Here is a 16,173-nt window from a genome sequence, read left to right on the forward strand (position 1 = left end):
CGTGAGTGCGGTGATGAAACCCAACGCACCCGCGTTCGCCACGGCCGCAACGAGTTCGGCGCGGCCGACCCACTGCATGCCACCCTGCACGATGGGATGCTCGATCCCGAACGTCTCGGTGAACTTCGTCTTCAATGCCATATGTTCGCCTTCCTGGTTACCGGGGAGCCATGCGGATAGCACCGTCGAGGCGGATGACCTCGCCGTTGAGCATCGGGTTTTCGATGATGTGCACGGCCAGGGCGCCGTACTCGTCGGGATCGCCCAGTCGGGCCGGGTGCGGCACCTGCTGGCCCAGCGACTTCTGCGCCTCCTCGGGCAGCGAACCCAGCAGCGGGGTCTTGAACAGACCCGGCGCGATGGTGCAGACGCGGATCAGCTCACGCGACAGATCCCGCGCGATCGGCAGGGTCATGCCGACCACACCGCCCTTGGACGCCGAGTAGGCGGCCTGCCCGATCTGCCCGTCGAACGCCGCCACGGAGGCGGTGTTGACGATGACGCCGCGCTCTTCGTTCTTGAGAGGCTCGGTCTTGGCGATGCGCTCGGCGGCCAGCCGGATCACGTTGAACGTGCCGATCAGGTTGACCTCGACCACCTTGCGGAACCCGTCGAGCGGGAACGCACCGTTCTTGCTCAGGGTCTTGATCGCGTTGCCGATGCCCGCGCAGTTGACGTTGATCCGCACCGGGCCAAGCGATTCCGCGACATCGAGCGCCTCGGACACACCGGCCTCGTCGGTCACATCGGTGCCGACGAACCTGGCCCGATCACCCAGTTCGGCCACGACCTCTTCCCCCTTGAGGTCGATCACGACCACCTGGGCGCCGGCATCGAGCAGCCGCTTGGTGGTGGCCAGGCCCAGGCCGGAGGCACCGCCGGTGACGACGGCTACCGCGTCTTTGATCTCCACTTACCGCATTCCTTTCCGGCCGGCATGGCGCCGACCTCCTGATGTGGTTGAACTAAATCCAGTCCCGCAGAACGGCTTCGGTGTCGGTGCCGCGCGGACCCGGTGGCGTCGGCACCGCCGGGACGCTGCGGGAGAACCGCGGTGCAGGCATCGGCTGCAGGTTGCCGCCTTCGTCGAAGAATGTGTTCCGCTCTGCGATGTGCGGTTCGGTGAGAACCTCGGCGAAGGACAGCACCGGAGCCGCACACGCGTCGGTGCCTGCGAACACCTCGGCCCAGTGGTCACGGTCGTGCGCGGCGAATGCCGTGGTGAATGCCTCGCGCAGCTCGGGCCAACGGGCCATGTCGTTCTGGTCCGGAAGATCGGCGTCGTCCAGGCCGAGACCCTTGAGCAGCTCGGCGTAGAACTGCGGCTCGATCGCCCCGATCGACATGTAGCGGCCGTCGGAGGTCTCGTAGGTGTCGTAGTACGGCGCGCCGGTGTCGAGCATGTTGGTGCCGCGCTCGTCGGACCACAGGCCCTGGCTACGGAAGCTCCACATCATCTGTATCAGCACGGACGAGCCGTCGATCATGGCCGCGTCGATCACCTGCCCCTTGCCCGAGGTCTGCCGCTCGAACAGCGCCGAGAGGATGCCGACGAGCAGGAACATCGAGCCGCCGCCGAAATCACCGGCGAGGTTCAGCGGCGGCACGGGCCGCTCCCCCTTGCGCCCTACCGCGTGCAGGAGGCCGTTCAGCGAGATGTAGTTGATGTCGTGGCCGGCCTGCAGGGCCCGTGGGCCTTCCTGGCCCCAGCCCGTCATGCGGGCATAGATCAGCCGTTCGTTGACCTTGGCGCAGTCCTCGGGCCCCAGACCCAACCGCTCGGTGACGCCGGGACGGAAGCCCTCGATCAGCACATCGGCCTTCTCGATGAGCTTGAGCACCAGCGCGCGGCCCTCGTCGCTCTTCATGTCCGCGGCCACCGACCGGCGGTTACGCAGCATGGTGTCGCCGCTCGGCGTGCCGGTGCCCTTGCCCGGCCGCTCGATCCGCACGACGTCGGCACCCAGATCTCCGAGAATCATCGCCGCGTGCGGGCCCGGGCCGATACCGGCCAACTCCACAACGCGCAAACCCTGCAGTGGTCCTGCCATGCTCTTCCGCCCTTCGCGTGTTAGGCCTTGGTTGACCGGTGACATAGCTTACTTGTATAACCTTCTCGACCGGCATGGCCATAGCCGGCCCCGCCCGGACCGGGCCTCTGGCCCGTCAGACCTAAGGTGCATAGATGACCGTGACCCGCGAGTACCCCGACGTAAAAGACGTGACCGTGTCGCTCGAGGGCGGTGTGCTGTCGGTGACGCTGAACCGGCCCGACAGCCTCAATTCGCTGACCCAGGACATGCTCGTGGCGATCGCCGATGCCATGGAGCTGGCCGCCACCGACGCGGGAGTGCGCGTGGTTCGCCTCGGCGGCGCGGGCCGCGGATTCAGCTCCGGCGCCGGCATCAGTGAGGAAGACCAGAACGCCAAGAGCCACGACGCCGCAGGCGTGCTCGACGCCGCCAACCGCGCCGTCGCCTCCATCGTGGCGCTGCCCAAGCCGGTCGTGGCCGTGGTGCAGGGCCCCGCCGCCGGCGTCGGGGTGTCACTGGCACTGGCGTGCGACGTCGTGCTGGCCTCGGAGTCGGCCTTCTTCCTGCTGGCCTTCACCAAGATCGGGTTGATGCCCGACGGCGGTGCGTCGGCTCTCGTCGCCGCCAACATCGGCCGGATCCGGGCGATGCGGCTGGCGCTGCTGGCCGACCGCCTCACCGCCGCCGACGCCTACGACTGGGGTCTGATCAGCGCGGTGTACCCGGCCGACGAGTTCGACGCCGCGGTGGACAAGGTCGTCGCCAAGCTGCGGTCGGGTCCGGCGGTGGCCCTGCGCGAGACCAAGCAGGCCGTCAACGCGGCCACGCTGACCGAGCTCGAGGGCGCCTTCGCCCGCGAGCGCAAGGGCCAGCTGCAGCTGCTGGGGTCCGACGATTTCCGCGAGGGCACCAAGGCCTTCCAGCAGAACCGGCGCCCGGAGTTCACCCAGCAGTAGGCGCCCGCCGGGGCTCACGCCGGCGAAAATCGTTGGACTCGACCCACTCCGGGTGGGCACCATCGAATGTTGTGAGCATGCAGGACGACACCCAGACGCCGGTCGATCAGACCGGCGGCTGGCGCGTGCTCGCGCCCTTCCGCATCCGTGAATACCGGTTGCTGATCGCCGCTGTCACGTTGTCGATCTTCGCCGAGGGCATGTGGTCGGTGGTGATGGCGTTGCAGGTCATCGCGATCGACAACGATCCGGCCTCCCTCTCACTGGTGGCCACCTGCCTCGGCGTGGGCCTGGTGGCGTTCGTTCTCGTCGGCGGGATCGCCGCCGACCGGGTCAACCAGCGCACGATCATCATCGCGGTGGAGACCGTCAATCTGGTGACGGTCACGACCGTCGCGGTGCTGGGCCTGCTCGACTTGCTCAAGATCTGGCATCTGGCCGTCGCGGCGGGCATTCTCGGCATCGCCGCGGCGTTCTTCTTCCCGGCCTACAGCGCCCTGCTGCCCCGCATCCTGCCGCCGGAACAACTGTTGGCGGCCAACGGCGTCGAGGGCGTGGTGCGCCCGGTCTTCCAGCGCTCGGTCGGGCCTGCGGTGGCAGGCATGGTGATCGCCGCGACCTTCCCCTCATTGGGCGCGGTCGTCGTGGCCGTGCTGTTCGGCGCGGGGCTGGTCCTGCTGGTCGCCACCCGCCCGACCGTGGATTCGGTTGCGACGCAGGGCGAAGGCGAGCGCCCGCACGTATTGCGCGATCTGCGTGAAGGTTTCGCGTTCATGGTGCGCACCCCGTGGCTGCTGTGGACGCTGTTGTTCGCCAGCATGTTCGTGCTCGTCGTTCTCGGTCCGATCGAGGTGCTGCTGCCGTTCATCGCCCAGGACCGGTTCGCCGACGGCGCCCGGGCGTACGGATTCATCCTGGCGTTCTTCGGATTCGGCAGCGCGCTGGGGGCGTTGACGGTGTCCTCGCGCCGGATGCCGCGGCGCTACCTGACCACGATGATGCTGATGTGGGGGCTGGGCTCGGTGCCGTTGGTGGTCGTCGGCGTCACGTCGTCGTTCCCGTTGATGGCGCTGGCCACGTTCTGCGTCGGCGTCACCGACGGTGCGGGGATGGTGATCTGGGGAACGCTGCTGCAGCGCCGGGTGCCGACGGAGATGTTGGGCCGGGTATCGAGCCTGGACTTCTTCGTGTCGCTGGCGTTCATGCCGCTGTCTTTCGCGATCGTCGGCCCGCTGTCGAAGGTGGTCTCGATGGAGTCCATCTTCCTGGTGGCGGGGCTGCTGCCCGTCGTTCTGGCCGCGGTGGCCGTGACGGCGGCGCGGATGCCGCGCGACGAGCTGGCGCACCCGCTGCGTTAGGTGAACACCCCTGCCACGGCAGCGGCGATCGCGGCGTCGACCGCACGATGGGCGTCGGCGACCGTGAGAGTCCGCGTACTGGTGAGGAATTGGTAGTAGAGCGGGGCGGAGACCTGCCGGATGACCGCGGCGGCATCGGTCCCGGCAGGCACCTCGCCCCGCTCCACCGCGTCGGTCACACACCCGGCCCACTCGGCGATCCGTCGGTCGTAGAACACCTGCAGCGCCGCCGCGGTGTGCTGGTCGCACGTCGCCGCGGCGATGGCGGCCTTGAACAACCGGCCTTGGCGGGCATCGTTGAGGGTGCGACGTACCAGTGTCGCGTTGGCCCGCAGATCGCCGCGCAGTGAACCGGTGTCGGTCCGTGGCACCGACTGTTCTGCCATGTCGGCCAAGAGGTCTGCCACCAGCGCCGGTACCGAACCCCAACGCCGGTACACCGTCGACTTGCCGACGCCGGCCCGCTCGGCGACCGCCGTCAGCTCCAGACCCTCCAGCCCTGCCTCGATGAGTAGGTCGGCCGTCGCGCGCAGCACCGCAGCGCGGACGGCCGCGGTGCGCCCGCCCGGGCGTTCGGCTGCCATTCGGCTCATCTTATTAGGAATATTGTCCCGTTAGTAGCGTGTTCCTTATCGGGAAGACAATCTCGTTAAGGAGTGGGAATGGAATATCGCAAGGTTGGCGACTCTGAGCTCGTGGTCTCCGAACTGAGCTTCGGCGCAGCGACTTTCGGTGGGACAGGAGAGTTCTTCGGCGCCTGGGGCAACACCGGGATCGACCAGGCGCGGGCGATGGTCGACCTGATCCTGGAGGCCGGCATCAATTTGTTCGACACCGCGGACGTCTACTCGGACGGCGCCTCGGAGGAGGTACTCGGCGCAGCGCTGCGCGGGCGCCGCGACAGCGTACTGATCTCCACGAAGGCCGCGCTGCCGACCGCCCCCGACGACTGGGGAACGTCACGGGCGCGGCTCTTGCGGGCCGTCGATTCCGCGCTGACACGTCTGCAGACCGACCGCATCGATCTGTTCCAGTTGCACGCGTACGACGCATTCACCCCGATCGACGAGGTGCTGCAGGCCCTCGACACACTCGTCGATCAGGGCAAGGTGCGCTACACCGGAGTGTCGAACTTCTCCGGCTGGCAGCTGATGAAGTCCCTCAGCCTCGCCGAAAAGCACCATCGCCCAAGGTATATCGCACACCAGGTGTACTACTCACTGATCGGGCGCGATTACGAATGGGAGCTCATGCCGTTGGCGATGGCCGAAGGGGTCGGCGCGCTGGTGTGGAGCCCGTTGGGCTGGGGCCGGCTGACCGGGAAGGTCCGGCGCGGCCGGAGCCTGCCGGAACGCAGCCGCCTGCACGCGACCGCCGACGCCGGGCCGCCGGTCGACGACGAGCTTCTCTACGGTGTCGTCGACGAACTCGACGCGATCGCCGAAGAGACCGGCAGGACGGTGCCACAGGTCGCGCTCAATTGGCTGCTGCGCAGACCCACGGTGTCGTCGGTGATCATCGGGGCTCGTGACGAGCGGCAGTTACGCGACAACCTGGGTGCGGTCGGGTGGGCATTGGATGCCGGCCAGATCGCGCGGCTGGACGCCGCAAGCACCCGCGACGCGCCCTATCCCTACTTCCCGTACTTCCGCCAGGACGGGTTCGCGCAGCTCAATCCGCCTCTCGGTGCAACCCGGTGAGATGCGTGTAGGCCGCCGCGTTCAGCTGGTTGTGGCCGACCTCGTCGTCGCTGAGTTCTCGGCGCACCTTGGCGGGCACACCGGCCACCAGCGAGCGCGGCGGCACCACCATGCCCTGGGGCACCACCGCACCGGCGGCGACCAGTGAGCCTGCGCCGATCACCGCGCCGTTGAGCACCACCGCGCCCATCCCGACCAGGCTGTCCTGCTCGACGGTGCAGCCGTGCAGCACCACGTTGTGACCCACCGTCACCCCGGTGGCGATCCGGCACGGGAAACCCGGGTCGACGTGGACGGTCACCCCGTCCTGGATGTTGCTGCCCTCACCGACCTCGATGGGCTCGACCTCGGCGCGCAGCGTGGCGCCGTACCAGACGCTGGCACCGGCGGCCAGCGAAACCTGGCCGATCACACTGGCATTGGGGGCAACCCAGGCGTCCGGGTCGATCTGCGGGGTATGACCTGCGACGGAGACGATCAGCGGCTCTGGCATGCCGGTCATGGTAGACAGCCGACCGGCCGGCTCACGCGCCCTGGTACACCTTGCGGTAGCTCGACGGGGACATCCCGAGCCCGCGCCGCAGATGATGACGCAGGTTGCCCGCGGTGCCCAGACCCGAACGCCTGGCCACCTCGTCGACCGACAGGTCCCCGGATTCCAGAAGTTCGCGGGCCAGGTCCAGCCTGCGGCTGCGGATCCAGGCACCCGGAGCCTGTCCGGTCTCCTCACGGAATCGACGGTTGAACGTGCGGGCGCTCATGTGGGCACGGGCGGCCAGCCGTGTCACGGTGAGTTCCTCGTCCAGATGCTGCAGCGCCCAGTCGCGGGTGGCAGCGGTCGAGGCGTGATCGGTGACGGCGAACCCGTGGTCGATGAACTGCGCCTGCCCGCCCTCCCGCCATGGCGGCACCACGCAATAGCGGGCCACTGCGTTGGCCACCTGAGCACCGTGGTCGGTGCGAATGATGTGCAGGCACAGGTCGATTCCGGCGGCCAGGCCCGCCGACGTCAGTACGTCGCCGTCGTCGACGAACAGGATGTCCTCGTCGAGGAGAACGTCGGGGTGCAGACGGCGCATATCCGCGGCGAAGCGCCAATGGGTGGTGGCAGGCCTGCCGTCCAACAGGCCCGCGGCAGCCAGCACGAAAGCCCCGGTGCAGATCGACACCAGCCGCGTGCCGGGGCGGATCTGCGACAGGGCCTGCGTCACCTCGGCGCCCAGCACACCGTCGGCCCGTGCCGGGGCGTACCGGGTGCCCGGGATCACCACGGTGTCCGCCGATTCCAGCGCTTCGGCTCCCGCGGCGGGCACCATCGCGAACCCGGTCGTGGACGGCACCGGGTCGGTGGTGAGCCCGCACGTAACGACGTCGTAGAGAGGATTCCCGTCGCTGTCGGTGGCGTTGGAGAACAGCAGCGGCGCGATGGTGGCGTCGAAGCCGACCACCGGGGCCAGCAACAGGACGGCGACGCGGTGCACGACCGTCAGTGTGGCACGTTTTTGATGCTCGTTGTCGTTTATGCCACTGGTACCTAGGGTCCTCCTCGGCGAAAGTGGTCGGGTGACTCGAAACCTCGACCGGGCTGCGGTGGTTCCGCGCGTCCGCATCCACTGGGCCTGGGTGGTCGCCGCGGTGAGCTTCGTGGCGATCCTGGGCGCGGCCGGGTTCCGGTCCATTCCGGGCGTGATGATGAATCCGCTGCACCATGAGTTCGGCTGGTCGCACGGCACGGTCGGGCTGGCGATGTCGGTCAACATGATGTTGTACGGGCTCACCGCGCCGTTCGCCGCGGCACTGATGGACCGCTTCGGGGTCCGGCCGGTGCTGACGGTGTCGCTGCTGCTGATCGCGACGGGTTCGGCGTCGAGCATCGCGATGACGGCCAGCTGGCAGCTGGTGCTGCTGTGGGGCGTGCTGGTCGGCATCGGCACCGGGTCGATCTCGATGGGATTCGTGGCGATCATCGCCACCCGTTGGTTCGAACAGCGCCGCGGGCTCGTCACCGGTGTGCTCACCGCGGCCAGCGCCACCGGTCAACTGCTGTTCCTGCCGGTCGTCGCGGCCGTCACCACGCAACACGGCTGGCGCTGGGCATCGTTGATCGTCGCGGCCGCCTCGCTGGCCGTCGTCCCCCTCGTCGCGCTGTTCATGCGCAACCGCCCCGCCGACCTGGGTCTGGCCCCCTACGGGGCAACTGAACTCGCCCCGCCCACCCCGGCCCCGGCGGGCGGCTTCAAGACGGCCTTCGACGGCCTGCGCATCGGCGCACGGACCCGCGTGTTCTGGCTGCTGGCGGGGAGCTTCGCGATCTGTGGGATGACCACCAACGGTCTGATCGGCACGCACTTCATCCCGGCCGCCAACGACCACGGCATGCCCACGACCGTCGCCGCGGGTCTGCTCGCCACCATCGGCATTCTCGACGTCGCGGGCACGGTGTTCTCCGGCTGGCTCACCGACCGCGTCGACCCGCGGCTGCTGCTGCTCGTCTACTACGCGGGCCGCGGCCTGTCACTGATGCTGTTGCCGGCACTGCTCTCCCCGCACGCCGAACCGAGCACCTGGGTCTTCGTCGTCTTCTACGGCCTGGACTGGGTGGCGACCGTGCCGCCGACCATCGTGCTGTGCCGCGACTACTTCGGGGACCGTTCGCCGGTGGTGTTCGGCTGGGTGTTCGCCTCCCACCAGGTCGGCGCGGCCATCGCCGCCGCGGGCGCAGGGTGGCTGCGGGATCTCAACGGCAATTACGACCTGGCCTTCCAGCTGGCCGCCGGGCTGTGTTTCGTCGCTGCACTGTTATGCCTCAGCATCCGAAAAGCCCAGGTCACAAGCTCCGAGCCCGATCGAGTGGACACTTCGGCTTTGCCGTAACCGCAACGTTGCGCATACCATCCGATGCGGCGCCGCGGGGAACGCTGAGGTTGTTGTGTACGCGGTTGCTCGCCATCGTCGCGCCGAGAGCCGTGTAACGCGTCACCGGCAGCCGACGACTACAGGCTAGGCATGAGCGGGAGGAAAGACCCACCGATGAAGACTCGCACCAAGACTCTGGGCGTTGCTGCGGCAGTCGCCGCGATCACGGCGTCGCTGCCGTTGGCGGTCACCGCCTACGCCGACCCGGCGCCGACGACGACCACAGCCCCGGTTGTGGAGATCCCCGATCCGCAGGGCTCCGGCTGCGACAACTTCAAGAAGGCCATGCCGGATTGGAAGAGCCTCGCTGACGTGCCGACGGGCAAGGTGCTGGCCAGCATCCCGGACATCAGCACGTTCAACGCTGCCATCTCCGGCGGCCTGAACCCGGACGTCAACATCGTGCCGGTGCTCGACAACGGCCCGTACGTGATCTTCGCGCCCACCAATGACGCGTTCGCCGCCCTGGAGCCCGGCAAGCTCGACGCGCTCAAGGCCGATCCGGCCGCGCTCACCAGCCTGGACTACTACCACGCCTTCCTCGGCCTGCTGGGCCCCGATGACGTCAAGGGGCAGCGGCCGACCCAGCAGGGCGCCGAGGTGAAGGTGACCGGCAAGGGCGGCGACATCAAGGTCAACGACACCGCCAAGCTCGTCTGCGGTCCCATCCAGTCCCAGAACGCCCGGATCTACCTGATCGACACCGTGCTGGATCCCAACAGCCCACCGGACGCCATCGTGCCGTCGGGCTCCAGCACCACGACCACGACGAAGGCCCCGGAAGCCACCCCGGCCGCTGACGCGCCGATCGGCTGATCTTCTTCTCTGCGCGAGCAGACGCAAAAGTCCCCCAAATCGCTTGATTTGGGGGACTTTTGTGTCTGGTCGTGAAGCTAGACGCCCAGCTCGCGTCCGATGATCTCCTTCATGATCTCGGTGGTGCCACCGAAGATCGTCTGGATCCGTCCGTCCACGTAGGCGCGGGCAACCCGGTACTCCATCATGTAGCCGTAGCCGCCATGCAGCTGCACGCACTGGTCGACGACCTTCTTGGAGACCTCGGTGGCCCACCACTTGGCCTTGGCCGCCTCGACCGCGGTCAGCTCACCGTCGACCACACCCTGCAGGCAGCGGTCGAGGTAGTTCTCGGTGACCTCCAGCTCGGTTTCCATCTCGGCGAGCAGGAACCGGTTGTGCTGGAAGCTGCCGATCGGCTGGCCGAAGGCCTTGCGGTCCTTGGCGTACTGCAGCGTCTCCTGGAAGACCGCACGGGCCCCGTAGATCGCCGAGATGGCGATGCCGAGCCGCTCGGAGGGCAGGTTGGTCATCAGGTGGTAGAAACCACGACCCTCCTTGCCCAGCAGGTTGGCGTTCGGCACCCGGACGTTCTCGAAGTGCAACTCGGAGGTGTCCTGGCTGTGCAGGCCCATCTTGTCGAGCTTGCGGCCGCGGGTGAAGCCTTCCATGCCCCGCTCCACCACGAACAGCGTGAAGCCCTTGTGACCGGCCTCGGGGTCGGTGCGGGCGACCACGACGCACAGGTCGCAGTTGATGCCCGACGAGATGAACGTCTTGGAGCCGTTGATGATCCAGTCGTCCCCGTCGCGCACCGCCGAGGTCCGGATGCCCGCCAGGTCGCTGCCGGCGCCCGGCTCGGTCATCGCGATCGCGATGATCAGCTCGCCGGTGGTGATGCCGGGCATCCAGCGCTGCTTCTGCTCGTCGTTGGCCAGCTCCTTGAAGTACGGGCCGACGACGTCGTTGTGCAGGCTCAGCGCCGGGCCGTGCACGCCGGCCTTGGCGATCTCCTCGTCGATGATGGCGTTGAACCGGAAGTCATCCGAGCCGCCGCCGCCGAACTCCTCGGGCATGTTGAACCCGATGAGGCCGTACTTGCCGGCAGCGGTGTAGGCCGACCGGTCGACGATGCGCTCGGTCTCCCACTTCTCGGCGTTCGGCACGAGCTCACGCTCGATGTACTCCTTGACCGTCTCGCGGAACGCCTCGTGTTCCGCGGTGTAGATCTGTCGCTTCATGGCTTACTTTGCCTTCCAAACTGGTTCGCGCTTCTGGGCGAAGGCCAGTGGCCCTTCCTTGGCGTCCTCGGTCCGCAGCAGGGTGCTGAACTCGCGGTTGGTGCGCTTCCAGCCGTCCTTGTCGCCGGTGATGACGCCCTCGTCGACCCCGTAGGCGACGCGCTTGCTCGCCTGCACGGCCAGTGGCGCGTTGCCCGTGATCCGTTCGGCCAGCTTGAGTGCCGCGTCGACGACGGTGCCGTCGGGCACGACCTGGTTGATCAGGCCCCAGCGCAGTGCGTCGGCCGACGACATCGGCTCGCCGGTGAACAGCAGTTCGTTGGCCACCTTGCGGGGCAGCTGCTCGGCGATGCGGAACACGCCGCCGGCACCGGCGATCAGGCCGCGCTTCACCTCGGGCAGACCGAACTTGGCGTTCTCCTCGGCGACGATCAGGTCACTGGCCAGGGCCAGCTCGGTGCCGCCGCCCAGGGCGGTGCCGTTGACCGCGGCGATCGTCGGCTTGTCGATGAAATGGCTGACGTAGCCGGCGAATCCGTATTCCGGATGCTCGGGGTGAAAGAGGTTCTCGCCCCGCGAGATCGCCTTCAGGTCGGCGCCGGCGCAGAACGACTTGTCGCCCGAGCCCGTGATCACGACAGCGCGGATCTCCGGATCGTTCTGGGCCTGCTCCAGCGCATCACCGACGGCGACGCTGACCGAGCCGTTGATCGCGTTGCGCGCCTCGGGCCGGTTGATCGTGATGAGCAGAACGTTGCCGCGCTTTTCGACGAGCGCGCCGGGCTGGGTGTCGGTATCGGTCACAGGAGCTCCAGGATGGTCGCGTTGGCCTGGCCGCCACCTTCACACATGGTCTGCAGGCCGTACTGAATGTTGTTGTCCCGCATGTGGTACAGCAGGGTGGTCAGGATACGGGCACCGGATCCGCCGAGCGGGTGACCCAGAGCGATCGCACCGCCGTTGGGGTTGAGCCGGCTCTCGTCGGCGCCGATGTCCTTGAGCCAGGCCATCGGAACCGGGGCGAACGCCTCGTTGACCTCGAACGCGCCGATCTGGTCGACGCTCAGGCCGGACTTGGCCAGCGCCTTCTGGGTGGCCGGGATCGGCGCGGTCAGCATGATGACCGGGTCAGCACCGGCGAGCACCGCGGTATGCACCTTGGCAAGTGGCTTGAGCCCCAGGTCTTTTGCCTTCTCCGCAGACATGATCAGCAGCGCGGCCGAGCCGTCGGAGATCTGGCTGGAGTTACCGGCGTGGATCACGCCGTCCTCTTTGAAGGCCGGCTTGATGGCGGCCATCGACTCGACGGTGCCGCCGCGGCGGATGCCACCGTCTTCCAGGACGACATTTCCATCCTGGTCCTTGATGCCCACGATCTGATCCTTGAACGCGCCGGCATCCTGTGCGGCGGCGGCCTTCTCGTGCGACCGCAGGGAGAACTCGTCGAGCTGGGTGCGCGACAGGCCCCACTGCTCGGCGATCATCTCGGCGCCGACGCCCTGGTTGGGGTTCTGCCCGTTGTAACGCTCCCGGAAGGCCTCCGGGTAGGGGTGCCCGCCGTTGGCCAGCGAGGAACCCATCGGGGTACGCGACATCGACTCGACGCCACCGGCCACGACGACGTCGTAGTGACCGGCGACCACGCCGGCGACGGCGAAGTGCAGAGACTGCTGGCTGGAACCGCACTGGCGGTCGACGGTGACACCGGGAACGGTCTCGGGCCATCCGGCGGTCAGCACGGCGGTGCGGGCGATGTCGAGAGCCTGCTCACCGGCCTGCATGACGCAGCCCCAGATGACGTCGTCGACGAGGGCGGGATCGATCCCGGCGCGCTGCACGAGGCCGTTGAGCACCTGGGCCGACAGCTCCGACGGGTGCACACCCGAGAGGGCACCGTTGCGCTTCCCGACAGGCGACCGGACGGCCTCGACGATGACGGCTTCAGCCATGACTTCTCCTTTGAAGGGTGGGTGGCGCGACCCCAGTGGAGCGAAACGGGGCGCTCGAGGTGAAAATAGACCAGTAGGTTTACTAGGTCAACCTACTGGTTGGTAGGTGCCGATGTTCCGTTCCTGCGGTGAACAGATGGTTTACTGAGTTGTACAGCTGGCCGTCCGGCCGGCGCAGAAGTTGTCCTACCCGGGAGTGTCTGGTGGCTCGAACCACACCGCTGGCGCCGATGATCGGCCCTGACGCGATAGCACCGCAGGCACCGGTCCGCTCTCCGAAGACCGCCGAGCTCGTCGCAGGCACATTACGGCGCATGGTCGTCGACGGCCAGCTCAAAGAGGGCGACTTCCTGCCCAACGAAGCCGAGCTCATGGAGCATTTCGGGGTCAGCAGGCCGACGTTGCGCGAGGCCGTGCGGGTGCTGGAGTCCGAGCGTCTGGTCGAGGTGCGCCGCGGCTCCCGCACCGGCGCCCGCGTCAGGGTTCCCGGCCCCGAGATCGTCGCCCGCCCGGCCGGGCTGCTGCTCGAACTGTCGGGAGCCGATATCGCCGACCTCCTGGTGGGGCGCGCGGCGATCGAGCCGATGGCCGCACGCCTGCTCGCCGAGAAGGGTGACGAGGCGGCGTTCGCCGAACTGGAACAGATGCTCGACGAGCACATCCCGAAGGACCACCAGTCGGACCAGCTGGCCGCGACCACCGGTGACTTTCACCGCCGTGTGGTGGAGCTGTCGGGCAACGCCACGCTCGGCATCATCGCCGGCATGCTGCACGAGATCACCGTGCGGCACCACGCCTTCCTGTTCAAGGAGCGCCGGCCGGTATCGAAGTCCGACTACGACAAGCTGATGCGCTCCTATCGCAAGCTGATCCAGCTCATCCGCTCCGGCGACGGCGACGCCGCCGAAGCGCACTGGCGCAAGCACCTGGACACCGCACGGATCCTGATGCTGCAGGACATCGAGAGCGTCAAGGTCCGCGACGTCATGCGCTGAGCCTGCGCGCTGATCACCGAGCCTGCACCCAGATCGCGTTTCGCGGCAAAGTGGCGATCTGTGCGCAGTTTCGAGGAGCGGTGCGCAGTTTCGAGGTCCACAGCTAGTCCGGCCACACCGCCAGCCGCGCATCGGTATCCCGCCAACCGTCTGCGGTCTTCCATCGCATCGGCAGCAGCCGGTAACGCCAACTGCCGGCCGGACCGTCCGGGCCGACGTGGTCGACAGTGATCGAGATCAGGTCCGCATCAAGCTTTTTGGCGTGCGTCTCCAGGTAGATGCCGGCCTCGTCGTCGAGCTCGGACATCAACTCACCGAAGATCAACCGCGGACCCGGCGCCCGGTGCAGCAGCACGCACTGCGCCCGCTCCGGACAATGGCGGGCCCGGACCGTGGCGTGACACTGCGTGTCGACACTGCCCAGGTCACTCATCAACTGCCCGGACTCATCGACCCAAACCGCGACCGGCTCAGGTGGTGACGTCATCTCGCTGGACATGGACCGGCAGCTCGTCGTCCCAGGGCTGGCGGGTCACCATGTCGGCGACCTTGACGTAACCCCGCTCGAATTCCCCGGTGGCCGCGTCGACGAGCCGGTACTGCTGGGTCTGACGCTGGATCGGCTGAGCGTCGAGCATGACGATCCGCACCTCCCCCGGCTCGAAATGGCACCGCTTCTGCAACGCGGCCACGAGCTGTTCATTGCTCATGTGCCCGTCACCGAAGTTCCAGCCGATGGCCGTGGAGACGATCCGCTCGCCATCGGTCAGCACGTAGTCGTCCTCGTTGTGGCCGGCCATCGCCCGGTGCGCCAGGGTGAACAGCGCCCGGCCGTGAGAGTTGAAGCCGCGGAACGCATATCCCATATACAGGTACATCTGCGCGACCTCGGGGCTGCCGTAGTACCGCTCCATCTGGGCGGCCGGCATGCTGGCGATCGCGACGATGTTCTTCTCGATCTTCTCCGCGGCCGAGGGCTTGACGCACCACAGCGACGTGTCCCAGTTGCCGGCGTAGTAGCGCATGCCGGGCAGGAACGAGATCTTGCGCGGGAACAGGTTTCCCAGCACCACAGTGCCGGCGACCACCGCGAACAACACGATCGGCCACAGGCTGCCCAGGTCGCCCAGCCCGATCTCGGCGTGCCCGACGAACAGCGCCAGCACCGAGAACATCATGAAGACGTTCCACTCCAGCGGCACGCCCATCGGGATCGAGCTCAGGATGCCGAAGTGGAACACGAGCATGACGAATGCCGCGATCGTCGTCGGCCAGCCCCCGTGGGAGAAGAACAGCACCAGCGGAACCAAACCCTCGATGGCGGTGGAGAAATGCGCCACGAAGCGTGACGGCCGCCCCGGGCGGAGGTCGTCCGGGAAGTGCTCGAAGAACTTGCGCTTGATGAACCGCGGCCGGAACACCGGGTTGTTGCTCATCATCGTCGAGATGACGAACGGGAAGTGCTTGGTGAACTTGGACGTCGCCGCGCCGATCCAGATGGTCAGGCAGATGAGCTTGGCGGCGATGATGATGTCGGGGCCTGCGAAGAGGAAACAGACCGCCAGCGAGCCGTAGACCTCGCCGCGGGCGGCCAGGAAGATCACCTTGTCGCGCAGGCCGGCCAGGGCGAGCAGACCGACGATCGTGGCGGTCTGCCACACCGGCAGCACGCCGATCTCGCTGCCGAGTTCCGGGATGGGGCCCGTGCCCTGCGAGAACAGGGCGACGACCAGCACCACCAACAACGCCCCGTACAGCACGATGTCGACGACGGTGCGGCTGTCCCCCTTGGTCAGAGGCACCCGGCTCGGCCACGGTGGCAGCCGAATCGTCTTGGGCCGCAACCAGTACAGGATCGATCCCATGGGCGGGAAGAACCGGTTGTTCAGCGGACCGAAGCCGCAGCCGAGGCCGATGACCTCGAACAGCATCGTGTAGAACACGACCTTCTGGTAGACGATCGGCTCGGCGTACCAGGAGGCGACGTTCGTGAACCCGTCGACCCCGGTGGTCGTCAGCGCGATCAGCCAGGCACCGAGGATGTAGGCCAGGATCTTCACGACGTAGAACAGGTGCAGCGCAATCGGGGTTCCGAAGCCGACCTCGGCCCAGTGCCGTGCCATCGGCTGGATCTTCTCCGCGCGAGTGCCCTTGCTCCACTGCTCGAAGTCGATCTCGGGAGATTCCTGTTTGAGAAAGCCCATGCCCGACAGATTAGAACGTGTTCTAG

17 protein-coding genes are annotated in these 16,173 nt (G+C 67.5%); 6 read left to right on the plus strand and 11 right to left on the minus strand.

The window, feature by feature from the left end; translation table 11 throughout:
* The 3 genes from TX88_RS35245 to TX88_RS21165 form a co-directional block, all read right to left on the minus strand.
* Nucleotides 1–141, minus strand: a 141-nt coding sequence (locus TX88_RS35245; RefSeq protein WP_044519881.1) for a nitronate monooxygenase, incomplete at its 3' end; no start/stop codon positions are given.
* Between the two features lie 16 nt (nucleotides 142–157).
* Nucleotides 158–913, minus strand: coding sequence for a 3-hydroxyacyl-CoA dehydrogenase (locus tag TX88_RS21160; protein WP_044519882.1), 756 nt, complete (start codon nucleotides 911–913; stop codon nucleotides 158–160).
* A gap of 52 nt (nucleotides 914–965) precedes the next feature.
* The gene (locus tag TX88_RS21165; protein ID WP_044519883.1) at nucleotides 966–2,051 is read right to left on the minus strand and encodes a CaiB/BaiF CoA transferase family protein; all 1,086 of its coding nucleotides are present in this window, start codon (nucleotides 2,049–2,051) and stop codon (nucleotides 966–968) included.
* Nucleotides 2,052–2,185: 134 nt separating this feature from the next.
* Here TX88_RS21165 and TX88_RS21170 point away from each other — a divergent pair, with 134 nt between their 5' ends.
* On the plus strand, nucleotides 2,186–2,989 hold the full coding sequence (locus TX88_RS21170; RefSeq protein WP_044519884.1) for an enoyl-CoA hydratase: 804 nt from the start codon (nucleotides 2,186–2,188) through the stop codon (nucleotides 2,987–2,989).
* Nucleotides 2,990–3,066: 77 nt separating this feature from the next.
* Nucleotides 3,067–4,347 (plus strand): tetracycline efflux MFS transporter Tet(V), encoded by a 1,281-nt coding sequence (tet(V), locus tag TX88_RS21175; protein ID WP_084622147.1) that lies wholly within the window; start codon nucleotides 3,067–3,069, stop codon nucleotides 4,345–4,347.
* On the opposite strand, the gene TX88_RS21180 is transcribed toward tet(V), so the two are convergent.
* Nucleotides 4,344–4,931: a TetR/AcrR family transcriptional regulator gene (locus tag TX88_RS21180; protein ID WP_044519886.1), complete on the minus strand. Its 588-nt coding sequence runs from the start codon at nucleotides 4,929–4,931 to the stop codon at nucleotides 4,344–4,346. The genes tet(V) and TX88_RS21180 overlap by 4 nt on opposite strands.
* A gap of 78 nt (nucleotides 4,932–5,009) precedes the next feature.
* Between TX88_RS21180 and TX88_RS21185 the strand changes: the two genes are divergently transcribed.
* Entirely contained in the window at nucleotides 5,010–6,047 is a 1,038-nt protein-coding gene (locus TX88_RS21185; RefSeq protein WP_044519887.1) for an aldo/keto reductase, read from the plus strand.
* On the opposite strand, the gene TX88_RS21190 is transcribed toward TX88_RS21185, so the two are convergent.
* On the minus strand, nucleotides 6,019–6,540 hold the full coding sequence (locus TX88_RS21190; protein ID WP_039324483.1) for a gamma carbonic anhydrase family protein: 522 nt from the start codon (nucleotides 6,538–6,540) through the stop codon (nucleotides 6,019–6,021). The genes TX88_RS21185 and TX88_RS21190 overlap by 29 nt on opposite strands.
* Before the next feature lie 31 nt (nucleotides 6,541–6,571).
* The gene (locus TX88_RS21195) at nucleotides 6,572–7,528 is read right to left on the minus strand and encodes a GlxA family transcriptional regulator (RefSeq protein WP_044519888.1); all 957 of its coding nucleotides are present in this window, start codon (nucleotides 7,526–7,528) and stop codon (nucleotides 6,572–6,574) included.
* Nucleotides 7,529–7,568: 40 nt separating this feature from the next.
* Between TX88_RS21195 and TX88_RS21200 the strand changes: the two genes are divergently transcribed.
* Together TX88_RS21200 and TX88_RS21205 are read left to right on the plus strand one after the other, a co-directional pair.
* Entirely contained in the window at nucleotides 7,569–8,921 is a 1,353-nt protein-coding gene (locus TX88_RS21200; RefSeq protein ID WP_110918119.1) for an MFS transporter, read from the plus strand.
* A gap of 156 nt (nucleotides 8,922–9,077) precedes the next feature.
* Entirely contained in the window at nucleotides 9,078–9,779 is a 702-nt protein-coding gene (locus TX88_RS21205) for a fasciclin domain-containing protein (RefSeq protein ID WP_044519890.1), read from the plus strand.
* A 77-nt stretch (nucleotides 9,780–9,856) separates the two neighbouring features.
* Here the strand turns inward: TX88_RS21205 and TX88_RS21210 are convergent, their stop codons facing one another.
* Genes TX88_RS21210 through TX88_RS21220 form a run of 3 tightly spaced genes read right to left on the minus strand, consistent with a single transcriptional unit; the run spans nucleotide 9,857 to nucleotide 12,948 of the window.
* Complete coding sequence (locus TX88_RS21210) at nucleotides 9,857–10,999, minus strand: acyl-CoA dehydrogenase family protein (protein ID WP_044519891.1); 1,143 nt, start codon at nucleotides 10,997–10,999, stop codon at nucleotides 9,857–9,859.
* Between the two features lie 3 nt (nucleotides 11,000–11,002).
* Nucleotides 11,003–11,803 carry a crotonase/enoyl-CoA hydratase family protein gene (locus tag TX88_RS21215; protein WP_044519892.1) on the minus strand — a complete coding sequence of 267 codons (801 nt, stop codon included), beginning with the start codon at nucleotides 11,801–11,803 and terminating at the stop codon, nucleotides 11,003–11,005.
* Complete coding sequence (locus tag TX88_RS21220) at nucleotides 11,800–12,948, minus strand: thiolase family protein (protein WP_044519893.1); 1,149 nt, start codon at nucleotides 12,946–12,948, stop codon at nucleotides 11,800–11,802. Before TX88_RS21220 ends, TX88_RS21215 begins: the two co-directional genes overlap by 4 nt.
* Before the next feature lie 203 nt (nucleotides 12,949–13,151).
* Here TX88_RS21220 and TX88_RS21225 point away from each other — a divergent pair, with 203 nt between their 5' ends.
* Nucleotides 13,152–13,943, plus strand: coding sequence for a FadR/GntR family transcriptional regulator (locus TX88_RS21225; protein ID WP_044519894.1), 792 nt, complete (start codon nucleotides 13,152–13,154; stop codon nucleotides 13,941–13,943).
* Nucleotides 13,944–14,046: 103 nt separating this feature from the next.
* Here TX88_RS21225 and TX88_RS21230 read toward each other — a convergent pair whose 3' ends face one another.
* Together TX88_RS21230 and TX88_RS21235 are read right to left on the minus strand one after the other, a co-directional pair.
* Complete coding sequence (locus TX88_RS21230) at nucleotides 14,047–14,442, minus strand: hypothetical protein (protein WP_084622044.1); 396 nt, start codon at nucleotides 14,440–14,442, stop codon at nucleotides 14,047–14,049.
* The gene (locus tag TX88_RS21235; protein WP_044519896.1) at nucleotides 14,414–16,147 is read right to left on the minus strand and encodes a DUF3556 domain-containing protein; all 1,734 of its coding nucleotides are present in this window, start codon (nucleotides 16,145–16,147) and stop codon (nucleotides 14,414–14,416) included. The genes TX88_RS21230 and TX88_RS21235 overlap by 29 nt, the downstream gene beginning before the upstream one ends.
* Between the last annotated feature and the right edge of the window lie 26 nt (nucleotides 16,148–16,173).

It is taken from the genome of Mycolicibacterium septicum DSM 44393 (assembly GCF_000455325.1).
In the GTDB taxonomy this organism is placed as follows: domain Bacteria; phylum Actinomycetota; class Actinomycetes; order Mycobacteriales; family Mycobacteriaceae; genus Mycobacterium; species Mycobacterium septicum.